The following is a 22351-nucleotide window of genomic DNA, read 5'->3' as shown; positions in this document are numbered from 1 at the left end:
GTGAGGTTCAGTCGTCCTGGCTGAGCCCAAAAGCACTCGCGGGGTACTGGCGAAGGGTCACCTCTTCGTCAGTTCCAGCGCCGCCGTCTCGATGGTGTCCTCATCGAGCAGGACATAGTAGGCGGCCGCGCCCAGCGGGATGAAGCTGTCCTCGCTGGTGACGCGGCCGATCTGGCCGTCGAACCCGCGGTCGACCAGCGCCGTCACCACCGGCTCGGAAACGCCGCCGCTGCGGCGGGTTTCGTCCACCACCAGCACCCGCCCGGTCGCGCGCGCCGACGCGAGCAGGTCCTCGACCGGCAGCGGCGCCAACCAGCGCAGGTCCAGCACCCTGGCCCCGATGCCGCGCTCCTGCAGCCGCTTCGCGACCCGCAGGCTCATCGGTACCCCGTTTCCGAAGCTGACCAGCGTCAGATCTTCTCCGTCGCCGTACTCCCGGGCGCGGCCGATCGGCACGTGGTGCTCGCCTGGTACCGGGTACGGCGCCAGCCACCCGCCGTCGCCGGATTCGTGCAGGTCACGCGTGTGGTACAGCGCGATCGGCTCCAGGAACACACACAGCCGGCCGTCCTCGTGCGCGGACGCGACGCAGGTGCGCATCATCGCGGCGGCATCGTCCGGCCGGGAAGGCGACGCGACCACAACGCCCGGCAGGTCGCGCAGCGCGGCGACGCTGTTGTCGTTGTGGAAATGGCCGCCGAAGCCCTTCTGGTAGCCGTAACCCGCGATGCGCACCACCATCGGGTTACGGTACTGGCCGTTGGAGAAGAAGCTCAGCGTGCTCCCTTCGCCGCGCAACTGGTCGGCCGCGTTGTGCACGTAGGCGAGGTACTGGATCTCGGGGATCGGCAGCAGCCCGGCGAGCCCCGCGCCTAGCGCCGTGCCCAGGATGCTCTGCTCGTCCAGCAGCGTGTCGAACACCTTGGTGCCACCGAACTTATTGCGCAGTCCGCGCGTCACCCCGTACACCCCGCCCTTGCGGGCGACGTCCTCGCCGAAGACCACGACGCGCGGATCGCGGGCCAGCTCTTCAGCCAGCGAGCGGTTGATCGCCTGCGCCAGGCTCAGCGGTCCCTCGGATTCCGGGAGCTGATTGCCGAAGAATTCCGAGCGCCGCGACGTGACCTCACCCGCCCGGCGCGCGACGACGCCCGGCCGGTCGTGGCAGATCGAGGCCATCACCTCGGCAGCGCTGCCCAGCTTCCGGCGGCCGAGCGCCTCCTCTGCGATGCGCGCGACCTCGGCACGCTTGTCCTCGTAGCGCGCGAGCACCTCGTCGGGTCGCAGAATCCTGTTGTCCACCAGCGCTTTCGCGGTGGCGAGCAGCGGATCGCGCCGGTAGTCCGCGGTGATCTCGGCGCGCGACCGGTAACCGGATTCCACGTCCGACCCGGCATGCCCCATCAACCGCACCGTCCGCAGGTGCAGGAACGCCGGGGCGCGGCGTTCGCGGACCCAGTCCGCGGCCTCCCGCGCGACCGCCAGGCAACGCTGCGGGTCGTCCCCGCCGACCGAGAAGTACCGCAGGCCGTTGCGGCTGCCGTAGGTGGACTCGATCCAGCCTCGCGGCGTGCGCACGCTGATCCCGATGCCATTGTCCTCGCACACCAGCAGCAGTGGCATCGGCAGTCCCTGGAAGGCGCAGTGCAGCGCAGAATTGATCGCGCCGGTCGCGGTGGAGTGGTTCGCCGAGGCGTCGCCGAAGCTGCAAACCACCACGGAATCCGCTGGCCAGGTGGTCGGGACGCCGAGCTTGGTGGCCCGACCGAGCGAGAACGCCAGGCCCACCGCGCGCGGCAGGTGCGAGGCGATGGTGGAGGTCTGCGGGATGACGGCCAGCTCGGCGTTGCCGAACACCTTGTGCCGCCCGGCGGAGATCGGCTCATCGGACGAGGCGATGATACCCAGCAGCACATCGCGCAGCGGGTGCTGGCCCGGCACCTGCCGGCCGCGGCGGACGTAGAAGCCGCCGGAGCGGTAGTGCAGCAGCGCCGGATCCGTGGGCCGCAGCGCGGCCGCGACCGCGGCGTTGGACTCGTGCCCGGACGAGCCGATGCTGTAGAAGCCCTTGCCCTGCGAGCCCAGTTGCCGCGCCTGGAAGTCCAGGTGCCTGCTGCCGGCCTGCGAGTCGAACAGCGCCAGCAGTTCGTCGTCCTGCCCCGGCCCAGTCGACGGCCGGGCGGACCAGCCGGCCACGGCGCTCCGGAAGAACTCGTCAACGGGTTCGGTCTTGTCGCTCATCGAAGCTCCATTCGGCGGATACCACGCCACCCACGAACTGGCTTACCTGACTGGCGTGTCGTCGGTTCCTTTTCAGCAGGTGCTGCGTCACCTTCCGGGCGTTTTCGCCGCAATCTTCGCCAAGCGCGCGCGATTCCCGAGTTTCGAATCCGGTAACAAGTTCCGTGCGTCGGCGGAGTACGCCCGGCCTGGTGCCCGGTGGCGTGACGGCAAGTTGTGGTGGGCGAAGATGGCCGAGTCGTTGGCGATCCTGTGGTCCCGGCCGCTTCTTCCAGTGGGTGTCGAGGCTTCCACGGCGACAGTCTCGCGTGATCGTGCGAGGCCCTGGTTCGTGTCGGTCCTCGTGGGAACCCGCGATGAGCACTGTGCGCCCAGCGGCAACGCTGTGTGCGTAGCTGCGGGAGTTATGTCGCTGCTGACGTTGCCTACTGGGGAGAAGACAACTAAACCGACGTACGAACGTTGGGAACGCAAGCGCCTGGTCAGGGCTGCGCGGAGTTTGGCTCCTACAGCGACTTGGAAGACTCACGGCATCCACTTCACGTCCGGTGCTGTGTGCCAGTTGTTGGCCATCTGAGCACAGGCCTTGGCCAGGCATTCCAGCGCGATCGGCAGCAGCGGGTTGGTGTTCTGCTTGCGGTACAGGGCCTTCACCCGGCGGTGCGGCTGCCAGCCGGCGATCCGGGAGATGCGCACGTGGTCGTCGGGGATCGCCAGCCCGGGCAGCACCGCCACCCCGAGGTCGCGGGCCACGAGGTCCCGGATCACCGAGTAGTCGTTGCTGCGGAAGGTGATCCGCGGCACGAACCCGGCCGCGGCGGCCAGCCGCACCAGCGCCCGCGCCCCCGCGGTGTCTTGCCGGGTGCATATCCAGGCGTCCCCGGCGAGCTCGCGCAACTCCACCTCCGCCGCCCCGGCCAGCCGGTGCGTCTCGGGCAGCGCCAGCCGCAGTGGCTCGGCCATCAGCTCTTCCACGCACAGCTCGATCGGCCACTGCCGCGGATCGAGGTCGTACTCGAAGACCACGGCCGCGTCGAGGACGCCGTCCAGCACGTCGCCGAGCACCTCGTCCGGTTCGCCCTCGTCGAGCTGAACCTCGGCGCTCGGCCGCTGGGCGACCACGGCGGCCAGCACGTCCGGCAGCACGCGAGCGTTGGCGGTGGCGAAGCTGGCCAGCCGCAGGCTCCCTTCCTCCCCTGCGACCATCGCCCGGACCTCGCGCTCCAGCGCGTCGAGCGCACCAAGCGCGTCCCGGCTGCGCTCGGCGAGCCGGATGGCCAGGGCGGTGCTGCGGGCGCTGCGCGCGGAGCGCTCGAACAGCGGCGCGCCGACCGAGCGTTCCAGTAGCACCATTTGCTGGGACACCGCCGATGCCGTGTAGCCGAGCACCCGCCCGGCCTCGGCGAACGAGCCGGTGCGGACGCATTCCTGCAGGGTTCTCAAGTGGATCGGGTTGAGCACGCCTGTCCCCCTCTGCTCTGGTCTTCCGAGCCGCGCACCCGAGGCCGGCTCGCCTCGGGATGTCGGCAGCGCCGCGTGATGTGAGTTCAAGGCAGTCCTCACGCGGTCGCGGCGCTCGGCAATCGGCCCCGCAGCTGCATCGCAGTCCGCACGCGTTCCTTGGCCAGGTCCAGCGCCGCCTGGTGAGGTAGTACGCCACCGACCCGCGCGGTGTCCAGGACCAGGACCGTGTTTTTGCGGGTCCGTTCCGCCACCGTCCGCAGGATCGCCGCCGGTTCCGGCCGGAACGCGGAATGCCGGGCGTCCATCGCGAAACCGGCTGCGATGGCACCGCCGGCGTTGGCGATGAAGTCCGGCACGATGGTGACCTCCCGGGTCGCCAGCAGGTGGCGGCCCTTGGGCGTGGTCGGCAGGTTCGCCCCTTCCACGATCAGCCCGGCCCGGATTTCCGCGGCAACGGATTCGTCGATGACGTCCTGCCCGGCGGCCGGGATCAGCACGTCGCAGTCCACTAGGAGCTCCTCGCCGCGCTGGATCCGGTGCTGCGCCGAGGCCTTGGCCACGCACGTGTCGCCGAACTCGGCGCGGGCGTCCAGCCACTGCGGCACGTCGAGCCCTGCCGGGTCGTGCACCGACCCGTCGATCGTGGACAGCGCGACCAGCTGGGCGCCGAGTTCGTGCAGCCGCTTCGCGGCGGCCGCCCCGACAGCGCCGAAGCCCTGCAACGCCACCCGCGCCCCGGCCACGCTGCGGCCCTGGTGGGCCAGCGCCGCGTCCACGGCCTCGGCGACGCCGTGACCGGTCACGCCCAACTGGTCGTAGGGCACGCCGCCCAGCGATTCGGGGACGCCGACCGCCGCGCCGCGGTCGCCGAGCTCGTCCTGGATGATCGCCGCGTCTTGCTCGGTCATCCCCATGTCCAGCCCTGCGACGTAGCTGGCCGGGATCTGGTCGGCCAGCCGCCGCGCGAAGGCCCGCACGATCCGCTCCTTGTCCGGCGCGTCCGGGTCGGCGAAGATGCCTGCCTTCGCGCCGCCGTGGAAAAGGTCGACTGCGGCCCACTTCCAGGTCATCACGCGGGCCAGCCGGGCGATCTCGCCGACGGTGACGGTCGGGCTCATCCGGGTGCCGCCCTTGCCGGTGCCGCGGGCGGTGTTGTCGATGACCAGCACGCCCCGCATGCCGGTGCGCGAGTCCGAGACGCACACCACCTTCTCCGGGCCCCACTCGTCGATCTCCTGCAACAGATCACGCACGTTTCGCGCTCCTTCGTCGGCTGCGCCGAGCACAGCCCGGATATCGGGGGTTTCGCTCGTGTCTTACGAAGTCTTCGTCCTCGAAGCGGCCGAGCCGCACTGCGTGTCGGGGGATCCGCTCGAAAGGGCCGCGGATGAGCCCGGGTTCCGCCTTTCAGACGCGGTTGTGCTCGGGCCGGACCCCGGCGCCGGTGAAACGGCGGACGTCGAGGCCGGTGACGTCGACGGCCGGCGGTCGGCCGAGCACGAGGTCGCGCATGACTTCGCCGATGGCCGGTCCCTGCAGGAAGCCGTGACCGGAGAAGCCGGTGGCGTAGAGGAACCGGCTCGGTCCCGCCGCTTCCCCGACCAGGGCGTTGTGGTCGGGCGTGACCTCGTAGAGCCCGGCCCAGCCGTGCGCGACGCCAATGTCGGCCAGCCGCGGTGCGCGCCGCGCCACGGTGTCGGCGAGCCTCCCGAGCCAGCGGTCGTCGGTGTTGAGCCGGAACCCGTACTCCTCGTCGGGGTCGGACATGCCGATGAGCAGACCCGGTCCTTCGTCGTGGAAGTAGAAGCTGGTGCTGAAGTCGATGGTGAACGGCAGCCTGGGCGGCAGGTCCGGCACGGGCTCGGTGACCAGAATCTGCCGCCGCAGCGGCCGGACGGGCAACTCGACGCCGACGAACTCGCCGACCGACGCCGACCACGCGCCCGCCGCGCATACCACGGTGGACGTTTCGACGGAACCGAAATCGGTGTGCACCGCGGTGATCTCACCGCCGGTGACCTCGATGCCGGTCACTGGGCAGTGCCGCCGTAGCAGGGCACCGTGCTGCCGGGCGGCCTGCGCGTAACCCTGCACCACCGCTTCCGGGGTGCAGTGCCCATCGGTGGGGGAGAAGGCGGCCGCCAGTAACCCGTCCGGCACCACGTACGGCGAGAGCTCGCAGGCCTCAGCGACGGTCAGTATCCGGCTTGGCACGCCGAACTGGTTCTGCAGCCGCACGGATCGCTGGAACGTCGCGACGTCGTCGGGGTCCGACAGCAGGAACAGGTAGCCGAACTGCTTGAGGTCGATCTCGCCGCCGGGCCGCCGCGCGAAGGCCTCGAACGCGCGCAGGCTGCGCTGCCCGAGCTCGATGTTGACCGGGTCGGAGAACTGCGCGCGCACCCCGCCGGCGGCTTTGCTCGTGCTGCCTTCGCCGAGCTCGTCGCGCTCCAGCAGCAGCACGTCCACGCCGGCCTCGGCGAGGTGGAAGGCGGTGCTGGTGCCCACCACACCGCCGCCGATCACGACGACCTCGGTCCGGCCCGGCAGCATCACCGGGCACCGCCGAGTTCGGGGGGCAGCCGGAAGTCCAGCTCCGGTTCGACGGTGTCGACGTCCATCTGGGCCTTCTGCAGCTTGCCGGAGAAGTCCCAGTTCAATGACTGCCAGCGGGTGAATTGGTCGAGCACCCAGATGCCGGACTGGCGGCTGCCGTTGCCGGACTTGCCGTTTCCGCCGAAGGGCAGGTGCGCCTCCGCGCCGGAGGTCGAGTTGTTCACGCTGACCATGCCCGCGCCGGTGCCCTGCCGGAACCGGAACGCGGTGGCCGGGTCGGTGGTGTAGATCGCCGCGGACAACCCGTAGCCGGGGGCGTTGCCCAGCTCGATGGCCTCGTCCAGCGCGTCGTAGGTGGTGACGCCGACGATCGGGCCGAAGGTCTCGTTGCGGAACGCGTAGTCGTCCGGCCGCAACCCGTCCAGCAGGACCGGGTGGTAGTACAGCCCGGTTGAGGCATCGCCCTGGAAGCCTTTGCGCGGCGCGGAATCCCCGATCCGCCCGACCGACTCCGAACCCAGCACGGTGTGGTGCTCGGCGATGGTTCCCAGGATGTTCTCGAAGTTGTCCGCGAACTTCTGGTCCAGCAGCGGGCCGTAGAGCACGTCACCGGCCGGGTCGCCGATGGCGGCCGCGCGCAGCGCCGCGTCGAGCCGGCGCACGAACTCGTCGTGCACGTCGCGGTGCACGATCAGGTTGCCCAGCGAGGTGCAGCGCTGCCCGGCGGTACCCCACCCGGAGAACAGGGCGCCCTCCACTGCCAGGTCGAGCTCTGCGTCCGGGGCGACGACCATCGGGTTCTTGCCGCCCAGTTCCAGGCACGGGCTCTGCAGGTACCGGCCGCACAGCTCGCCGACCCGCGCGCCGACCGCGCTGGAACCGGTGAACCCGACCTTGTTGACGGTGCCCGCCGCCAGCGCGGACTCCAGTCCCTTGAAGGTCGCCTCGCCGTCGGTGTAGACGAGGTTTAGCACGCCCTTGGGCACCCCGGCGCGCCAGGCCAGCTCGGCCAGCGCCCGCGCCGCGCCCGCAGCGTACTCGGCGGGTTTCCACACCACGGCGTTACCGCACAGCAGCGCGGGCACCATGTACCAGGACGGCACCGCGACCGGGAAGTTGCCCGCGGTGATCACCGCGGCAACGCCCACCGGCACACGGAAGGTGAACAGCTGCTTGTCCGGCATCTCCGAGGGCACCGTCTGCCCGTAGAGTCTGCGGCCTTCACCGAGGAAGAAGTCGCACGTGTCGATGATCTCCTGCACCTCGCCGAGCGCCTCGGCGTAGGGCTTGCCGATCTCCCGGGTCACCAGGCGCGCCAGCGACTCCTTGTTCGCCTCGACCAACCGGCCCAGCCCGGCCACCACCCGCCCGCGCACCGGCGCGGGCACCTGCGCCCATTCGCGCTGCGCCCGCTGCGACTGCTCGGTCGCGGCCAGCAGCGTCTCGGGTCCGCCGAGGGAGATCTCGGCGACGACGTCCTCCAGGTTTGCCGGATTGCGCGAGAGGTACTCGCCTCCGCCGTCGACCCGGGCGGGGGCGTCCGGACCGATCACGGAGTTCAACGTCGACTGCACCGACATGCACCTCTTCCAGCTCGTTGGGGTTGGGGTACCAGTGCGCAGGTACGCCGCGGGATACCTCCGCCGCCGGGATCACCGTAAATCCCCGGAGGCGCGTTCGCGGAGAATCAGAAGAGTGATTTCTGTTCCCCCTGAGCGACAGCACAGCTTCCGCTCGAGGGGATAGGGGATACCCGCGCCTCTCCCCGCCTGCCGCAGCGACATGTGGATCACTACCGCTGCGGCAACCGGTGTGGCAGCGTGCCGCGCATGAGGGTGTCCAGCGACGCCGACGTGACCGCGGCGCTGGACCTGGACACCGCCATCGCCTCACAGCGGATAACCTTCGAATCGCTGGGGCGAGGCGAAGCGCAGCTCGCCGAGAAGGTCGCCATCCGAACGGGAAACGACACCACGCTGTGCTACCTCAGCCGCCTGTCGCCGAGGCACGGAGCGGTCAGCAAACTCATCGCGGTCCACCCCGGCAATGTCGGACGAGGACTCCCGGCGATCTCGGCGGCAGTGCTGGTCCTGGACGCGACCACCGGCCAACCGGTGGCCACCAAGCAGGCCACCGTGCTCACCGAGATCCGCACCGCGGCGGGCAGCGCCGTCGCCGCCGACGCGCTCGCCCTGCCCGACGCGGACGAACTCGCGATCCCCGGATCCGGCGTGCCGGCGCGGGCATGATCACCCTGCTCGGCGGCGGGCCGGGTCGTCACCGAGACCGGCGCGGCCGGCACGATGGTCCGGATGGGGTTGCATGGCATCGGGACCAGCACCCGTTGCGGTTCTGTGATGCTGTCGGCGACGCTGCTGGGACTGGTTCGGGCAGTTCCCCGGGGCCGGACATGATCGCCGCAGATGGGCCGGGCGTGCTCCCGGAACATGCGGATGATGAGTTCAACGGGTGGGCCATCATGGTCGCCAACCCGGCACTGTTCGCGGCCCTGTTCATCGTTTTAATCTGACCCCGGGCAGCTGATGGGGCGGGGGCACCTTCGATCGGCGCAGCCGCTCGAAGCCAGGCCGAATTTCACCCGACGGGAGGCGAGTTGTGGGGTTCGCGGAGCGGTTGCGGGCCGCGTTGGCGTTCGACGGCCTCCCGGGACGGGCCGGGTTCGCGGCCTGGGACCTCGACGAGCAGGAGCCCGTGCTGGTCGATGCGGAGCAGGTCGTGCACGCCGCCAGCACGATCAAGGTGCTGATCATGATTGCCGCGCTGCGTGCCGTGCAGGAGGGGCGGATCGGGCTGGACGAATACGTCGAGTTGCCCGCCGAGCGGGTCGGTGGGTTCGGCATCCTGCAGGAACTCCCCAGCGTGACGCGGATTTCGCTGCGCGACGTGATCACGCTGATGATCGTGATCAGCGACAACGCCGCCACGAACACCGTGATCGACGCGGTCGGGTTCGAGGCGATCCGGGACTGCGCCGCCGGCCTGGGGTGCACGGCGACCCGCGTCGAGCGCCGTCTGATGGACCCCAACGCCCACGGCCGCAACGAGACCACCGCGCTGGACCAGGCGCGCGTGCTCGACTCGTTGGCCAGGGGAGCGGCGCTGTCGCCGGACCTGACCGAGCACGCGCTCGACGTCCTGTCCAAGCAGCAGGTTCGGGACCGGCTGCCCGCGCTGCTGCCGGACGGGGCGCGGTGCTGGAACAAGACCGGCGAGCTGCTCGGGCTGCGCCACGACGTGGGGCTGATCGGCGCCGACCGGCCGCGAGCGGTGGTCGCGGTGCTGGTCGACGAGCTCACCGACGAACGCTCCCGCACCGGCTACCGGGGAGGCCCTGCCTGCGACGTCATCGCCGCCCTGGGAGCTGCGGCATACCGCGCGCTGGCGTGACCTGGGCCGCGCGGTGGAGGGTTGAAGATCGCCGAGCTCAGCGTCGCCTCCGCCCGGATGACCTGGTCATCGATGGTGACGAGCACGTCGTCGAAGCCGGGCGCACCGCCGCGTTCGACGGTGATGCCCCTCATGTCTACTGCGGCTCGGGCACCGAAAACCGCAAACTGATCATGACGGCCCACCTGCCGCCCGATCCTGCTTCCGCAACCTTATCTGCGCGGCACGGGCGAAGACTGCAACGGCGTCGTCGCGACCTCGGGGATGCAATTCGAGCCCCTACCCGCCGACGTCTGGTGGGTGGCGACGCGGACTCGGATCCCTGCCAAGCGCGACCTGACGGCCAATCCGATTAGCGGAGCCTCGGCGCCGGTCGTACCCGCGGTCACGATCGGCACGCGCGGCCTGATGCGCCGTCGGTGAGTTCCTCGTCTGGTCCTCGCCTGTACTCGGCACATCCGGCAAGATCCGAAATCGCTCGAATGCGTGTTCTAAAACTGCCTCTGGGATGCTAGAATATTGTTGTCGGGCAGGGGGATTGGGCGCATTTGTGCCACTGTGGACTTTCGCTTTGATGTACGGTCCGCTGTAGCGTCGGATGCTGCCTCGACCGCGGGAAGGGGCACTCGTGGATGGTGTGCAGATCAGTCTCGGTTCGTTCCTCGACTACATGCGCAGCACGCCGCGCGGTTGCGCGGGCATCGTTCGGGACCAGCGAGAGATCTACCTCGATGAGACGAGCATGGCGTGGGCGTTCTACGGGCCGTTCCGGCTGGCGCTGCAGCGGGCGGTGACCTCGTCGGATGCGGTGGAGATCATCGCCGCGGCGGTGCGGCGGGCGCGTCCGGTGCAACAACCGCACTTCCGGCAGCTACGCGCGGGATTCGAGCGCTGGTGGGGGCGCGCCAAGGTCACCGGCCTCCCAGCCGCCTCCACGCGTTGTGAGATCGGCGGGCTCGCGATCACGATCTCGGAGCGCAGCTCGCTGGCGTTGCGCCACCGGGACGGTCGGACCGAGGTCGTGCTGCCGTACCTGAAGGAGCCGCGGCTGGGCACGGATTCCGCGAACCTCGCGTTGCGCGTCTTGGAGCGCGCGATGCCGGCCCTGCGGCCGGGTGCGACGCCGATGGTGCTCGACGTGCGTCGCGGCAAACCTTTGCGGCTGCGTAAGAACGCGAACCGGGTCGAGCTGGACGCACTGCTGGCCGCCGAGGCGGCCAAGTACCTCACGCACTGGACGGCCGTGGCCGCAGCGCCTGCCGCGTCGAGTGGCGTGGTGTTCCGGCCCGGGCTGGTATCGGGGAGTTCGCGGGCTGCCGGTATCTAGAGTTGCGGGAGCTGTGTCAACCGCTTGCGGGTTGGGGCCCTGGATTTTCGGGGTCCCAACCGCGGTGAATTCCTGTTTGGGCGTGCTGAATCGGGTATTCACGCGACCTGCGGCGGGACGAGGACGGTAGATTCCGGCAAGGAATGCTAGCCGTACAAAGCCGCTCCCGGAAGCCTTCGGCGTCAACTGCGGCGGGGCTGGCGGTGCATCAGGCCGAAGCGGGACCACTGGGTCTCGGCTGCCTCGATGGACCGGCGGGTCCGCTCGGGATCCACAGTGGACAGCTGGGCGACGATGGCCTGGGCCACCGCCAATCCCGGGGTGAGCGAGGGGAAGAACGCGACGCCCTCAGCGGGGATCAACACGACCTCGCTCGGCTGCGGCGGCCAGCGCAGGGCTGGCCGCGTCGGTAAGGACGAAGACCCGGGCGCCGCGGTCGCTCGCCTCTTCGGCCGCCGTCACCGTGCTCTGGTACAGCCGCCAGAAGCTGATCGCCACCAGCACGCCGCCAGGCTCGCGCGTCGTCGAACATCCCCATTGGCGCGGGCCCACTCGACGGTGTGTTCGCCAGCCGTCCGGCCGGGTCGACGCCGCGCTTGTCGAGCAGCCGCGGCACCTCCGTCACCGCGGTGTGCTCGAACTGGTGCAGCCGGGAGGTGAGCAGGTCGTTGACCGCGTCCGCGGCTTCCTGAGTCGTGCAGCCGAGGAATTTCTCGAAGACCAGCACGCCGTTGCTCAACTCGCCCTCGTCCTGCACCTCGCGCTCGTAGGAGAACAGGTCGTTGCGCAGGTGCACGGCGTCGGAGAAGGTGTCGCGCAACACCTCCATCGGGCGGGTGGCGGCGATCTCGGCCGGTACCTCCGCGCCGACGGCGTGCTCAACCAGGTTCGCCGACCACGGCGCGCCGCCCACCTTGCGGCGCATTTCCACGTATTCGATTGGATTGGACAGCCGGGCCTCGCTGATGTTGGCCAGTTCCCAAAGCGATTCGTCCAGCAGTTGCTTGGTGTTCTCGGTGAACCGCCGCCGCCAGTCCGGGCTCATCGTCGGCACCGTGCGGCCCCACAGGTCGGCCAGGCCGCGCTCCACCGGGTTCGTCGGTTCCGCCTTGATCGGTCCTTCGACCGGCATGAACGCGCGCAGCCGTTCGAGGTGCTCGCGCGCCCCGGCCTGGTCCGGATTCCGCTTGTGGAGCTCGACGAAGTGGTCGTCGAAGTAGAACACCCACACGTACCAGTCGGTGATCAGGTCCAGCTCCAGACCGTCCGCGCCCGGATGCGTGTACGCGCAAAGCAGCGCGTAGTCGTGGCGCTCGAAGTCCGCTTCGTTCCAGATTGGCTTGCCTTCTTGCGGCACGTCGATCATGTCCATTCCGTAGGCCCACGCCTTGCTGTGCTCGCGAGCCCGTTCGAGGTTCGGGTTCAGCCGTGCCGGGTAGGACAGGTAGAAATCCGGCAGTCGAAAGGGCTGCATTGGTTTGCGCACCTGGCCTCTCTGCGATGCTCGCTGACCCTGGGCACGAAACCAGCGAAGGCCGCGACGGCCAATGCCCGCGGAACGGGTTGTACACGATCGGGATTCGGCATCGCCCGACCAGCCCAGTGCGGCGCTGCGGTGGGTCACCCTTCTGCCGTTTTACAAGCGGCGGAAGCCGCTTGCGGTGTGAGATCAGTCTGCACCGCCGCAGATTCTCAACAGTGTGCTACGGGGACACCCCGCACTCCAGGTTTATCTCGCGAAGACGGCCCCGCCGTGGTGAATTGGCACTCATGATGTCGGGGATCCCACAGCGAGGAGGCACTTGAGGGGCCATTCACACCGCTGCGCAAAACACGTCAGCTTCATTCGCTAACGCTCGTGCACGACCACGCCGTCGACCATCGTGAGGTCCACCCGGCACTGCCCGATTTCCTCTGGTGGTAGCGAGAACGGGTCTCGGTCGAGCACGACGAGATCGGCGGCTTTGCCTACTTCGACGGTGCCGGTGTCGCCGTCCACGTGGTTCACCCAGGCACTGCCCGCGGTGTAGGCGGCGAGCGCATCCACCAGGTCAAGCGATTGTTCCGGCAAGAAGGGTGCATCGTCGGTGCCGGGTTCGCGCCGGTTGACCGCAACGTGCACCGCCTGCATCGGATCTGCGTCGGACACCGGCCAGTCACTGCCGACGGCGAGCACCGCTCCGGCGGCGCGCAGCGACCGGAACGGGTACTGCCAACCGGCTCGCCGGTGTCCCAGGTGCGGCACGGTCAGCTTGGTCATGGCGGCGTCGTTGACCGCCCAGCGGGGCTGGATCGTCGCGGTGACGCCGAGTTCGTGGAACCGCGGGACATCGCTGGGGTGCACCACCTGCACGTGGGCGATCTGGTGGCGCAGGTCCCGGCCGGTGGTGGCTGCGGCGAGCGCGTCCAGCACGTCGCGCACCGCTTGGTCGCCGATGGCGTGGAAGTGCAGCTGGAAACCGTCGGCGGCGAGCTCTGGCACCACGGCCGCGAGGACATCGGGCTCCACGAAGGACATCCCGCGGCCGTGGCTGCCGAGGTAGGGCAGCTGCAGCGCGGCGGTGAAGTTCTCGCACACCCCATCCTGCATGATCTTCACCGCGTCGGCGCGGAACCGCAGCCCGCGTGCCCGGCTGCGCCGGTGGCGGAGCTCTTCGATCTGTTCCCGGGCGCGAGTGCGGTCCCACCACAGCGCGCCGCGGACCTTGCCGGTCAGCAGGCCCTGCCGGTCGGCGGTCAGGTAGGTCGCCAGCGTGTCGTCGTAGCCGAGGTACGGGCCGATGATCGCATCGTGCCAGGACGTTATCCCGCACGAATGCAGGTAGCGCTGTCCCTCCAACAGCCCCGCGAGATACTCCTGCGCGCTGGCCGGCGGCAGCACGTGCTCGACCAGGCGGGTCGCGCCCTCATGCAGGGTCCCGGCGGGTTCGCCGGCGGCGTCGCGTTCGATCCGGCCGTCCAGCGGATCCGGGGTGTCCTGGTCGATCCCGGCCAGCCGCAGCGCCGCGGAATTCACCCACGCGCCGTGGTGATCGCGGTTGAGCAGGTACGCCGGGCGGTCGCCGGTCACCGAGTCCAGGGCGGCGCGCGCGGGCGTGCCGTGCGGGAACTGCCCCATGTCCCAGCCGCCGCCGAGCACCCAGCCCGCATCCGGCCGGAACTCGGCGATGAGCCGCAGGCAGTCGGCGGCGTCGAGGCATTCGGTGAGGTCGCAACGCAGCCGCTCGATGCCACCGTACAACGGGTGCACGTGCGCGTCGTGGAAACCGGGCAACAGCAGCCGGCCACCGAGGTCGATCACCTCGGTCGACGGGTTCAATCGGGCTCGCACGGCGGCGTCCCCGACGGCCGCGATCCGCCCGCCGCGCACCGCGACGGCGTCGGTGAACGAGCGGGCGGCGTCCATTGTGGCCACCGGTCCGCCCATGAAGGCCACCTCGCGCATGCCGAGATTGTCCCAGCATCACGCGGGAGCAGCTCCGTCTTCGGCGAATCAGAAATCCGGATCGCCGAGCCACTCCGCCCGGAGGCGTCCCTTCAGCGCACGAGGCGCTGGCGATTTCGCGCAGTGCCGAACCGAGCGGGCTGTCAGCGGCCGTCGCCGGTGATGACCGCGACGGCCTGCTCGCGGGCGGACTCGTCGACCTCGGGGATCTGGAAGCTGCGGCTGCGGATGTGGGCCACCAGCTCCGCCTCCGGCGCGACGCCGTGCTGGCGCAGGTAGTAGCCGACCGCGCCGGGCCAGATCCAGCTGCCGTCGGTGTGGAAGGTCATCGGCACCGCCGGGCTGCGGTTCGGGTCCAGCCGGTCGGTGTCGTAGCTGCGCGCGGCCATCACGATCGGGGCCCGCTCCAGGTACGCCGCCACCGGGTCGAGCTCCGCCGGATCGAGCCCCGGCCGCTCGGTGATCGGGCGTCCGCCGTCGTCGAAGACCTCCGCGGTGCGCAGCCCCGGCCTGGTGCTCGGCGGCGCTAACCAGTCCGGCGTGGCTGCCGCGGGGCGAGGGTAGCGGCGTAGTTCCTCGGCGAAGGCTTCGGGTGGGGCAGCGACGCGCCAGTTCGGCTCGTAGTCGCCATTGAAGTCGACGGTGTAGCTACCCGGTCGCTGCAGCCGGTAGAGCGCGCTGATCCAGGTGCCGCGGTCGGGCTGGTACATGCCGTGGCGCAGCTGCACGAACAGACCAATGACTTCGGTGGGCACGGCCAGCGGGACGACCGTGCCGTTGGGGGCGAGCAGTTGCGCGACGAGTTCGTGGTAGTCACCGAGTTCGCGGTATTCGACGGTGGCTTCCTGCCAGCCGGGAGGGAGGGAGCGCACGACGATGCGGCCGATCTCCTGGATCAGCTGCTGCTGCGCGACCTCGTCCAGCGATCCCGGTCGGTCGTTGGGTCCCGGTTGGCTCATGCCTGCATCCTCCCAGTCGCGCGGAAACCGTGGGAGCCGTTTCGGGCAAGTTCCGGTCCGGCTCGCGCGGCACCGTCGTACGTCGTGACCGGAAGCTTAAGACTCCGTCCGGTGGATCGTCGTGGCTGGAGTTGATCACGTTTCGCAACAACTCGCGCACTCCCCGAACTCCCAGGTGACCGGGGGGACACACACCCGTTCCGGCGACGCAAACGAGAGTGCTGAGCGCAAATTGTTGACAATCCGACGAGCTGCCGTTTAATTTCGAGCCATTCCGGCCGGACGCGGGAGGTGGGCTATGCGAACCGAGTCTTATCGCAATCCCCGCCCGGCTCGATGGTTGTCTTCTTCTTCGCTTTGGCTGCGACATCACTGACCGAAGTCTTCGGCAGTGCCGGTGACGGCCGCGGGTGCCCCGCGGGTCGCCGCAACATCGATCACTGATGGATCCCGGGCGTGCGCGCCCGTGACAGGTATGCGCTCTGAGAGAGGAGGTTCGGCCCGTGGCACTCGTCGACCGCGACCCGCTGATGAGGGTGATCTGGACGGACTCGGTGACCGGCTGCAACGGTTACTTGGTCGTGCACAGCATGGTGTCCGGTCTCGCCACCGGCGGGACTCGGATGCGTGCCGGCTGCACGCTGTCCGAGGTGGAGGCACTGGCGCGAGGCATGGCCCGCAAGACTGCCGTGTTCGACCTGCCGGTCGGCGGCGCCAAGGGCGGCATCGACTGCGACCCGAAGGATCCCGCCGCCCGCGGCGTGCTGAGCCGTTTCGTGCAGGCGATGCGGCCGTGGCTCGATGCGCATTGGGTGACGGCCGAGGACCTCGGGGTGCCGCAACACCTGATCGACGAGGTGTTCGCCGAGGTCGGGCTGCACCAGTCTTACCACGCGGCGATCCGCCGGGCGCCGGACGCGGAGCGCACTCTTCGCCGGGTTCGTGCCGGGCTCAACTCGCCGGTGCCGGGCGGCCTGCTGCTCGGCGACGTGGTCGGCGGCTACGGCGTCGCGCAGAGTTGCCTGGGCGTCGTGCACGCCCGCGGCTGGGCGCAGAAGGAGACAACAGTGGCCGTGCAGGGCGTCGGCACGATGGGCGGCGGTGCGGCCTACTACCTGCACGAGGCGGGACTCAAGGTCGTCGCGCTGGCCGACGCGGCGGGTACTTTGTTCCACCCGGACGGGCTGGATGTCCCAGCGCTGCTGGAAACCCGCGACCGCTTCGGCGAGATCGACCGGACCCAGGTGCCGCCGGACATCCAGCGGCTGCCGCGCGAAGCCGTCCTCTCCACCGAGGTGGACGTGCTGATCCCGGCCGCGGTCTCGTTCACGATCAAGGCGCCGCAGGTGCCGGAGGTCGCCGCAAAGGTGATCATCGAGGCGGCCAACACTCCGGTCACCCCGGACGCAGAGGAAATGCTCGCGACGCGCGGTATTCCGGTGATCCCGGACTTCGTCGCCAATGCCGGCGCGGTGGCTTGGGCTTGGTGGTTGCTGCTCGGGCGGGTCGACGCCGATCCGGTGCTCTCGTTCCAGGTGTTGCGCGAGGAGATGCTGGCCAAGATCCCGCCGCTGTTGGCGGCCTGGGACACCGAAGGGCACACGCCGCGGACAGCGGCACTGCTTCTCGCCGAGCGTCGGAACGAGGAGAACCGGGTCGCCGAAGCGGCCGGTCGCGGGCTGCTGAGCATCCCCTGACGACAGCGTTTCGAGGTGCTGCGACTGCGGGTTTGGCACATTGCTGACATGGTGCAATCGATGTGTGACAACCCGCAGTCGGAGTGCTAGCGTTGCGGTGGTTGCAGTTTTGGTCCCAGCAGTACTGGAAAGTGCCTGCCAGAACGCAGGCACTTTTTTTGTGCCGTGGTGCTTCGCAGCTGCGTCGGGCACCGGGTGATCAGCTCGGCGACCTGGGGTCTGCGCAGTGTTGACCCTGGCCAGCAGAATCAGGAGAAACAAGGAATGGCTACCGGTAAGGTCAAGTGGTTCAACGCGGAGAAGGGCTACGGGTTCATCACCCCCGATGGCGGTGGCGCTGACGTCTTCGCCCACTATTCCGCGATCCAATCCACCGGTTTCCGCACGCTGGAAGAAGAGCAGCGGGTGGAGTTCGAGATTGCTCAGGGGCCGAAGGGTCCGCAGGCCTCGGACATCCGCGTGATCTGAACCAGGTCGTGCCGGACAGGCATGACGACGCATCGGAGAAAGCTCTGATGCCGCCTCCGATGGGCGGCAGATTCGGGCCGCCTGCGGTGCCGGTCTGCCGCCGAGGAGGACAACCTTTTTCACCCATTAAGGGGTACGCCGCCGGGGTACTCTTCCAGCCCGCTGACGTTTACCCGGTGCGAGGTTGAGGTGCCCCTGCGTGTGGTTGTCGCCGGTGCGACCGGCGTGGTCGGGAGAACACTGCTTCCGCTGCTGCGGGACCGCGGTCATCACGTGACCGCGCTCGTCCGCCACGCGGACCGGCTGGATGGCGCGGCTGCGGCCGACGACGTCGCAGTCGCCGACCTGTTGGATTCGGCCGGATTGCGCCGGGAATTGCGCCGCGCCGAGCCGGACGTGGTCATCGACCAGACGTCCGGCTTCGGAAGAGCCGGCCAGGACGAGGGCCTGCGCCGCACCGCCCAGTTGCGCGAGTGCGGGTCCCGGAACCTGGTCGCGGCCGCCGTCGAGGTGGGCGCGCGGCGCATCATCGGTCAGAGCATGACCGCTGCCTACCGTCCACACGGGCATGACGTGCTCGACGAGGAAACGCCACTGTGGACAGACGCGCCGGGCTGCTGGGGCGACGCGGTCCGAGCCCTTGCGACGATGGAAGAAGCGGTGCTGACCTGTCCGGACATCGAGGGCGTCGCGGTGCGCTATGGCGCGCTGTACGGCCCGAACACCCACTACGCGCCGGGCGGGGCGATCCACGCGCGGGTCCGCGGCAGTGAGCTGCCGCTGGTGGACGACGGCATCGGCCTGACGTCGTTCACCCACGTCGACGACGCGGCCGGGGCGGTGCTCGCGTTGGTCACCGGTGGTGAGCCCGGCACCTACAACGTCGTGGACAACGAGCCGGCCGAATCGATGGAATGGCTACCGGCATACGCTCGGATGGCGGGTGGCCCGGCCCCGGTTTCGCTGACCATGGACCAGGCCAGGGCGCAGTTGGACTGGTTGACCGTGCACCAGTTGACCGAGCAGCGCGGTGCCACCAACTTCCGATTACGCGAAACGCTGGGCTGGCGGCCGATTTGGCCGAGCTGGCGCGAGGGGTTTGCCGCATTGTTCGGCCTTTGGTCCGGCTAGTCGCGGAGAACTTCGGCGTCGCTTGACAGATCCGTGATCGTTCCGGGGCGCGAGTAAGCGCACACTGCGGTCCAAGGGGTGGGATATCCGGGGCGGCACGGGTTAGGTTCAGAAATAAGACCTTGCCCCCAAGGCCGGAGACGAGAGCAGCCGATGACCGCCACTGATGTGCAACCGCTGCGGAAGCTGTTGCCGGAAGGCAGCGTGTTCGACGATGTCGACGTGCTGGAGGCCCACCGCAGGGACCGGGCCACCTTCTGCCCGGCCGGAAAACCATCGGTGCTGGTCCGCGCACGGTCCACTGAGGACGTAGCGACGACACTGACCTGGGCGCACGAGAACCGGGTTCCGGTGGTGCCGCAGGGCGCGCGTTCCGGGCTGTCCGGCGCGGCCAACGCCATCGACGGCTGCATCCTGCTCTCGCTAGAGAAGATGGACCAGATCGTCGAGATCGACACCGACGAGCAAATCGCCGTCGTGGAGCCCGGCGTGGTCAACGGCGTGTTCGCGGCGAAGGTCGCCGAGCACGGGCTGTTCTACCCGCCCGACCCGGGTTCCCGCAACATCTCGACCATCGGCGGCAACGTGGCCACCAACGCCGGGGGCATGTGCTGCGTGAAGTACGGCGTGACCGGCGACTTCGTGCGCGGCCTGGAGGTGGTGCTCGCCGACGGCCGGGTGATGCGCACCGGCCGCCGCACCGCCAAGGGCGTCGCCGGCTACGACTTGACACGGCTGATGGTTGGCTCTGAGGGAACCCTCGGCGTGGTCACCGAGGTCACTGTCGCGTTGCGGCCAGCCGCAGCGCAGCCGCTGACCGCCGTGGCGTTCTTCCCGACGATCGCCGACGCGGCCCGCACTGTCGCCGGATACCTGGGGGAGGGCTACCCGCCGTCGGTGCTGGAGTTCATGGACGCCCCGACGGTGCGTGCGGTGCAGCGCATCGCCGATCTCGGCTTCCCGGACGGCGTGGCGGGAATGCTCCTCGTGCAGTCCGACCGCGGCGAGGCCGCGCCAGCCGACCTGGCGGCCTTCGAGCGCGTGGCTCGTTCCTTCGCCGCCACCGAGGTGGTCGTCGCCGACGACCCGGCCGAGGGCGAGCTGCTGATGCAGGCCCGGCGGCTGGTCGGGGATGCCCACGAGAAGCTTGGCCTGTCGATGCTGGTCGACGACGTGTGCGTGCCCCGGCGGCGGCTGGTGGACCTGGTCGAGGGACTGGGGAGGATCGCGGAGCAGCACCGGGTTCAGGTGCTGTGCGCCGGGCATGCCGGCGACGGCAACATGCATCCGGTCGTCACCTTCGACGCCGACGCCCCGGGCGAGGCGGTTCGCGCGCAGCGCGCGTTCGACGCGATCATGAAACTGGGGTTGGAGCTCGGCGGCACCATCACCGGTGAGCATGGCGTCGGCCACCTCAAGCGGCGCTGGCTGGGCGAGGAGCTCGACGACGCGGGCCTTTGGACGCAGCGAACGATCAAGAACGCCCTCGACCCCCACGGCATCCTCAACCCCGGCCGAGTCCTCCCCGACCAGGCGTGAGGCAATCTCAAAGAAAGTCAGCGCGCCGATTTCCATGAGCCCATCCTGGCCGATCCGAAGCCGCGATGCTGGAAGCGTCGGTACGGGGCTGTCGCAAGCGGCGTGGCAGCCTTGCCCCACCTCGCAACTGGCAACGCCGCGGATTCTCAGCGGTCTTCTCGAGAGGACAGCCGGACGAGTGGTCATACGTGTGTCCGGGCTCACGCAGCCGAGAAGGCCGCTGATATCCGTCTACCGCTACGCAAGAAAAGGTTGGAGAGCGCTCATTGGAATCGCCGATGGGCCGGTCAGTCGTGGTCGTAGGAGTCGTCCACCGGGACCGGACGGTGCTGCTCGGCAAGGTCCGCGGGGTCGGCGTCGAGGGGGACCTCGATTGGTTCCGGCTCTTCCTCGCCGGGCACTTCCTCGGCTTGGCGCGCCTGTTCGGCGGCGTCGGCTTCCGGGGTTTCGGAGTCCATCGATTCCTCCAGTCGGTTGCTGGTCGGATCAACTGCAACGGTAACGAGCCCGGCCGCGCGGCGCGCGGCTCACGGCGACAACCGCGCGAACTGGTCGCCTAAGTCGTGCAGCCGGGGGAGGCCCTCCAAGCGGCGCAGCCATGACTGCGGCCAGCCAGCGGCGCCGCGCACGGCCCCGGCGAGCGCCGCCGCCATGCTGGCGATGGTGTCGGTGTCGCCGCCAGCCCGGATGCACTGTCGCACGACGTCGGCCGGCCTTTCGGCGTGGCCGAGGAACGCCCACAGCGCCAGCGGCACCGAATGCGTGGCCCGCACGTCGTTGCCGAGCTCCTCGGCGGCGCGGTGCGGGTCCCGGTGCCCGAGATGTGCGGCGACCGCTTGCAGCCGCCGCACCCACTCCGGTTCGTAGATGACGTGGGCCAGCTTGCCCAGGAAAGATTCCGGGTCGAGCGACCCGCAGGTGTGCAGGGCCAGGTACGCGCTGCAGGCCTGCACCGCCGCGCCTTCCTGCCCGTCGGGGTGGCCATGGGTCACAGATGCCGCCCGGCGGCCCAGTTCCGCGGCGTGGTGGGCGCTTTGCGCGGCCAACGCTACCGGCGCGCAGCGCATCGCGGCGCCGTTACCGAACGAACCCTGCCCGCGGAACACCGACACGGCCGCATCCCGCCACGGCACGCCCGAGTTGAGCCGCCCGAACAGGTCCGCCGCCGAGGTGGCGAATCCGCGCCACGGTTCTCGATTCCAGGCGCAGGTAAACGCCGCAGCGAGCTCGCCCTCGTCTAGCAGGTGCCCGCCGAGGCGGGCACGCTCCAGCAGGTGTTCGGCCAGAGCGATGGTCAGCGCCGTGTCGTCGGTGTAGCGCAGCTGGTGGTTGGAGTGCTCGAACTCCCGCAAGGTCAGCTCGCTGACCGGTGGCTTGCCTTCGAACGGGGCGCCCATGGCGTCGCCGAGTCCGACTCCTGTGAACAACCCGCGGGCGCGGTCACGCGCCAGCGTGGGACCGGTCGAGTTCACCCGCGACCTCCCGAGGACACCATCGGTGGTGTCAACGGTACGCCTTTCGCCGGATAGCCTCTGCCTCGAACCCGCTTCAGCCTGGAAGAAAATGATGTCGGTCGTCCTGGGCGCCCTGATCGTCTTGCCCGCAGTGGCGTCCTTGGTCGACTGGCGATGGTCCCGACCGCACGGCGCGAGGCGCACAAAGTCGTTTCGGCATCCGGGTTTCTGGCTGCTCGTGGTCTCGGAACGCGATCTACCTGAATCAGGTGTTGTGCACGATCTAGCTGATGCGGATGTGGCGCGGCGACTCATCGCGCGCTACGTGCCCACCGGCTGGTTCGACCTGGCCGACGACAACCCGATGATCAAGTGACTGGCCGAGACGTGGCCGCGTCCGGAACTGGCTGGGGTGGGGCCTGTTGCGCGTGCAGGCATTCTCGGAGCTGCCGTTCGTGATGTTGGCCTACCTGACGATCTGCCGGCGGTTCGGCTTCGAGGTGTGGCCGGTGGCGGCTTCCCACTGGCGACCTTCTGCTTGATCGAGTGGTCACTGGCCAACTCGTGCACACTCGGCATCCTGCTCCGCGTCGCGTCCGGGCTGGTGACGCCGTGATTCGTGGCGCGGCTTTCCGCGGGCCACCGGAAGCGGGCCGGTTCGG

General features: G+C 69.5%; 17 protein-coding genes and 2 pseudogenes. 8 read left to right on the top strand and 11 right to left on the bottom strand.

From position 1 onward, the window contains the following. Positions 1-57: 57 nt before the first annotated feature. The 5 genes from ACWDKQ_RS07880 to ACWDKQ_RS07860 all read right to left on the bottom strand — a co-directional run bounded on the left by ACWDKQ_RS07880 (position 58) and on the right by ACWDKQ_RS07860 (position 7841). Positions 58-2241: a thiamine pyrophosphate-dependent enzyme gene (locus ACWDKQ_RS07880; RefSeq protein ID WP_450137989.1), complete on the bottom strand. Its 2184-nt coding sequence runs from the start codon at positions 2239-2241 to the stop codon at positions 58-60. Between the two features lie 525 nt (positions 2242-2766). Next, positions 2767-3702 (bottom strand): LysR substrate-binding domain-containing protein, encoded by a 936-nt coding sequence (locus ACWDKQ_RS07875; protein WP_450137988.1) that lies wholly within the window; start codon positions 3700-3702, stop codon positions 2767-2769. Positions 3703-3800: 98 nt separating this feature from the next. Next, positions 3801-4958, bottom strand: a complete 1158-nt coding sequence (locus ACWDKQ_RS07870; RefSeq protein WP_450137987.1) for a Glu/Leu/Phe/Val family dehydrogenase — start codon at positions 4956-4958, stop codon at positions 3801-3803. A 154-nt stretch (positions 4959-5112) separates the two neighbouring features. Further along, positions 5113-6258, bottom strand: coding sequence for an NAD(P)/FAD-dependent oxidoreductase (locus ACWDKQ_RS07865; protein WP_450137986.1), 1146 nt, complete (start codon positions 6256-6258; stop codon positions 5113-5115). Then, positions 6258-7841 (bottom strand): aldehyde dehydrogenase family protein, encoded by a 1584-nt coding sequence (locus ACWDKQ_RS07860; protein WP_450137985.1) that lies wholly within the window; start codon positions 7839-7841, stop codon positions 6258-6260. The genes ACWDKQ_RS07865 and ACWDKQ_RS07860 overlap by 1 nt, the downstream gene beginning before the upstream one ends. A 249-nt stretch (positions 7842-8090) precedes the next feature. Between ACWDKQ_RS07860 and ACWDKQ_RS07855 the strand changes: the two genes are divergently transcribed. The 3 genes from ACWDKQ_RS07855 to ACWDKQ_RS07845 all read left to right on the top strand — a co-directional run bounded on the left by ACWDKQ_RS07855 (position 8091) and on the right by ACWDKQ_RS07845 (position 10996). Then, on the top strand, positions 8091-8510 hold the full coding sequence (locus tag ACWDKQ_RS07855) for a hypothetical protein (protein WP_450137984.1): 420 nt from the start codon (positions 8091-8093) through the stop codon (positions 8508-8510). A 367-nt stretch (positions 8511-8877) separates the two neighbouring features. After that, positions 8878-9669, top strand: a complete 792-nt coding sequence (locus ACWDKQ_RS07850) for a serine hydrolase (protein WP_450137983.1) — start codon at positions 8878-8880, stop codon at positions 9667-9669. A 628-nt stretch (positions 9670-10297) separates the two neighbouring features. Next, the gene (locus tag ACWDKQ_RS07845; protein ID WP_450137982.1) at positions 10298-10996 is read left to right on the top strand and encodes a hypothetical protein; all 699 of its coding nucleotides are present in this window, start codon (positions 10298-10300) and stop codon (positions 10994-10996) included. Positions 10997-11178: 182 nt separating this feature from the next. On the opposite strand, the pseudogene ACWDKQ_RS07840 reads toward ACWDKQ_RS07845, so the two are convergent. The 4 genes and pseudogenes from ACWDKQ_RS07840 to ACWDKQ_RS07825 all read right to left on the bottom strand — a co-directional run. Continuing rightward, positions 11179-11500 (bottom strand): annotated as a pseudogene (locus ACWDKQ_RS07840) (RpiR family transcriptional regulator); the annotation flags it as partial. A gap of 61 nt (positions 11501-11561) precedes the next feature. Further along, a pseudogene (locus tag ACWDKQ_RS07835) lies at positions 11562-12470 on the bottom strand (terpene synthase family protein); the annotation flags it as partial. Positions 12471-12845: 375 nt separating this feature from the next. Beyond that, positions 12846-14441, bottom strand: a complete 1596-nt coding sequence (locus tag ACWDKQ_RS07830) for an amidohydrolase (RefSeq protein WP_450137981.1) — start codon at positions 14439-14441, stop codon at positions 12846-12848. 143 nt (positions 14442-14584) lie between these two features. Further along, positions 14585-15400: a hypothetical protein gene (locus tag ACWDKQ_RS07825; RefSeq protein WP_450137980.1), complete on the bottom strand. Its 816-nt coding sequence runs from the start codon at positions 15398-15400 to the stop codon at positions 14585-14587. Between the two features lie 503 nt (positions 15401-15903). On the opposite strand from ACWDKQ_RS07825, the gene ACWDKQ_RS07820 reads away from it, so the two are divergent. From ACWDKQ_RS07820 to ACWDKQ_RS07805, 4 genes are all read left to right on the top strand, one after another. After that, a complete protein-coding gene (locus tag ACWDKQ_RS07820; RefSeq protein WP_450137979.1) occupies positions 15904-17097 on the top strand; it encodes a Glu/Leu/Phe/Val family dehydrogenase in 1194 nt (397 codons plus the stop codon). 264 nt (positions 17098-17361) lie between these two features. Further along, the gene (locus tag ACWDKQ_RS07815) at positions 17362-17565 is read left to right on the top strand and encodes a cold-shock protein (protein WP_450137978.1); all 204 of its coding nucleotides are present in this window, start codon (positions 17362-17364) and stop codon (positions 17563-17565) included. Positions 17566-17754: 189 nt separating this feature from the next. Continuing rightward, positions 17755-18696 (top strand): NAD-dependent epimerase/dehydratase family protein, encoded by a 942-nt coding sequence (locus tag ACWDKQ_RS07810; RefSeq protein ID WP_450137977.1) that lies wholly within the window; start codon positions 17755-17757, stop codon positions 18694-18696. Positions 18697-18849: 153 nt separating this feature from the next. Next, positions 18850-20235 carry an FAD-binding oxidoreductase gene (locus tag ACWDKQ_RS07805; protein ID WP_450137976.1) on the top strand — a complete coding sequence of 462 codons (1386 nt, stop codon included), beginning with the start codon at positions 18850-18852 and terminating at the stop codon, positions 20233-20235. Positions 20236-20522: 287 nt separating this feature from the next. On the opposite strand, the gene ACWDKQ_RS07800 is transcribed toward ACWDKQ_RS07805, so the two are convergent. Further along, the gene (locus ACWDKQ_RS07800) at positions 20523-20693 is read right to left on the bottom strand and encodes a hypothetical protein (protein ID WP_450137975.1); all 171 of its coding nucleotides are present in this window, start codon (positions 20691-20693) and stop codon (positions 20523-20525) included. Positions 20694-20762: 69 nt separating this feature from the next. Further along, on the bottom strand, positions 20763-21707 hold the full coding sequence (locus ACWDKQ_RS07795; protein WP_450137974.1) for an ADP-ribosylglycohydrolase family protein: 945 nt from the start codon (positions 21705-21707) through the stop codon (positions 20763-20765). A gap of 94 nt (positions 21708-21801) precedes the next feature. Between ACWDKQ_RS07795 and ACWDKQ_RS07790 the strand changes: the two genes are divergently transcribed. After that, on the top strand, positions 21802-22065 hold the full coding sequence (locus ACWDKQ_RS07790; protein WP_450137973.1) for a hypothetical protein: 264 nt from the start codon (positions 21802-21804) through the stop codon (positions 22063-22065). Positions 22066-22351 lie beyond the last annotated feature (286 nt).

This window comes from Saccharopolyspora sp. NPDC000995 (assembly GCF_053599315.1).
Note: the sequence above shows the minus strand (reverse complement) of the source record. Positions and strands in the feature narration are given on the sequence as shown.

Coding starts and splice junctions, on each gene's coding strand:
- ACWDKQ_RS07880 (WP_450137989.1), bottom strand. CDS start 2,241: ATGAGCGACAAGACCGAACCCGTTGACGAGTTCTTCCGGAGCGCCGTG.
- ACWDKQ_RS07865 (WP_450137986.1), bottom strand. CDS start 6,258: ATGCTGCCGGGCCGGACCGAGGTCGTCGTGATCGGCGGCGGTGTGGTG.
- ACWDKQ_RS07860 (WP_450137985.1), bottom strand. CDS start 7,841: ATGTCGGTGCAGTCGACGTTGAACTCCGTGATCGGTCCGGACGCCCCC.
- ACWDKQ_RS07855 (WP_450137984.1), top strand. CDS start 8,091: ATGAGGGTGTCCAGCGACGCCGACGTGACCGCGGCGCTGGACCTGGAC.
- ACWDKQ_RS07830 (WP_450137981.1), bottom strand. CDS start 14,441: ATGCGCGAGGTGGCCTTCATGGGCGGACCGGTGGCCACAATGGACGCC.
- ACWDKQ_RS07825 (WP_450137980.1), bottom strand. CDS start 15,400: ATGAGCCAACCGGGACCCAACGACCGACCGGGATCGCTGGACGAGGTC.
- ACWDKQ_RS07815 (WP_450137978.1), top strand. CDS start 17,362: ATGGCTACCGGTAAGGTCAAGTGGTTCAACGCGGAGAAGGGCTACGGG.
- ACWDKQ_RS07805 (WP_450137976.1), top strand. CDS start 18,850: ATGACCGCCACTGATGTGCAACCGCTGCGGAAGCTGTTGCCGGAAGGC.
- ACWDKQ_RS07800 (WP_450137975.1), bottom strand. CDS start 20,693: ATGGACTCCGAAACCCCGGAAGCCGACGCCGCCGAACAGGCGCGCCAA.
- ACWDKQ_RS07790 (WP_450137973.1), top strand. CDS start 21,802: ATGTCGGTCGTCCTGGGCGCCCTGATCGTCTTGCCCGCAGTGGCGTCC.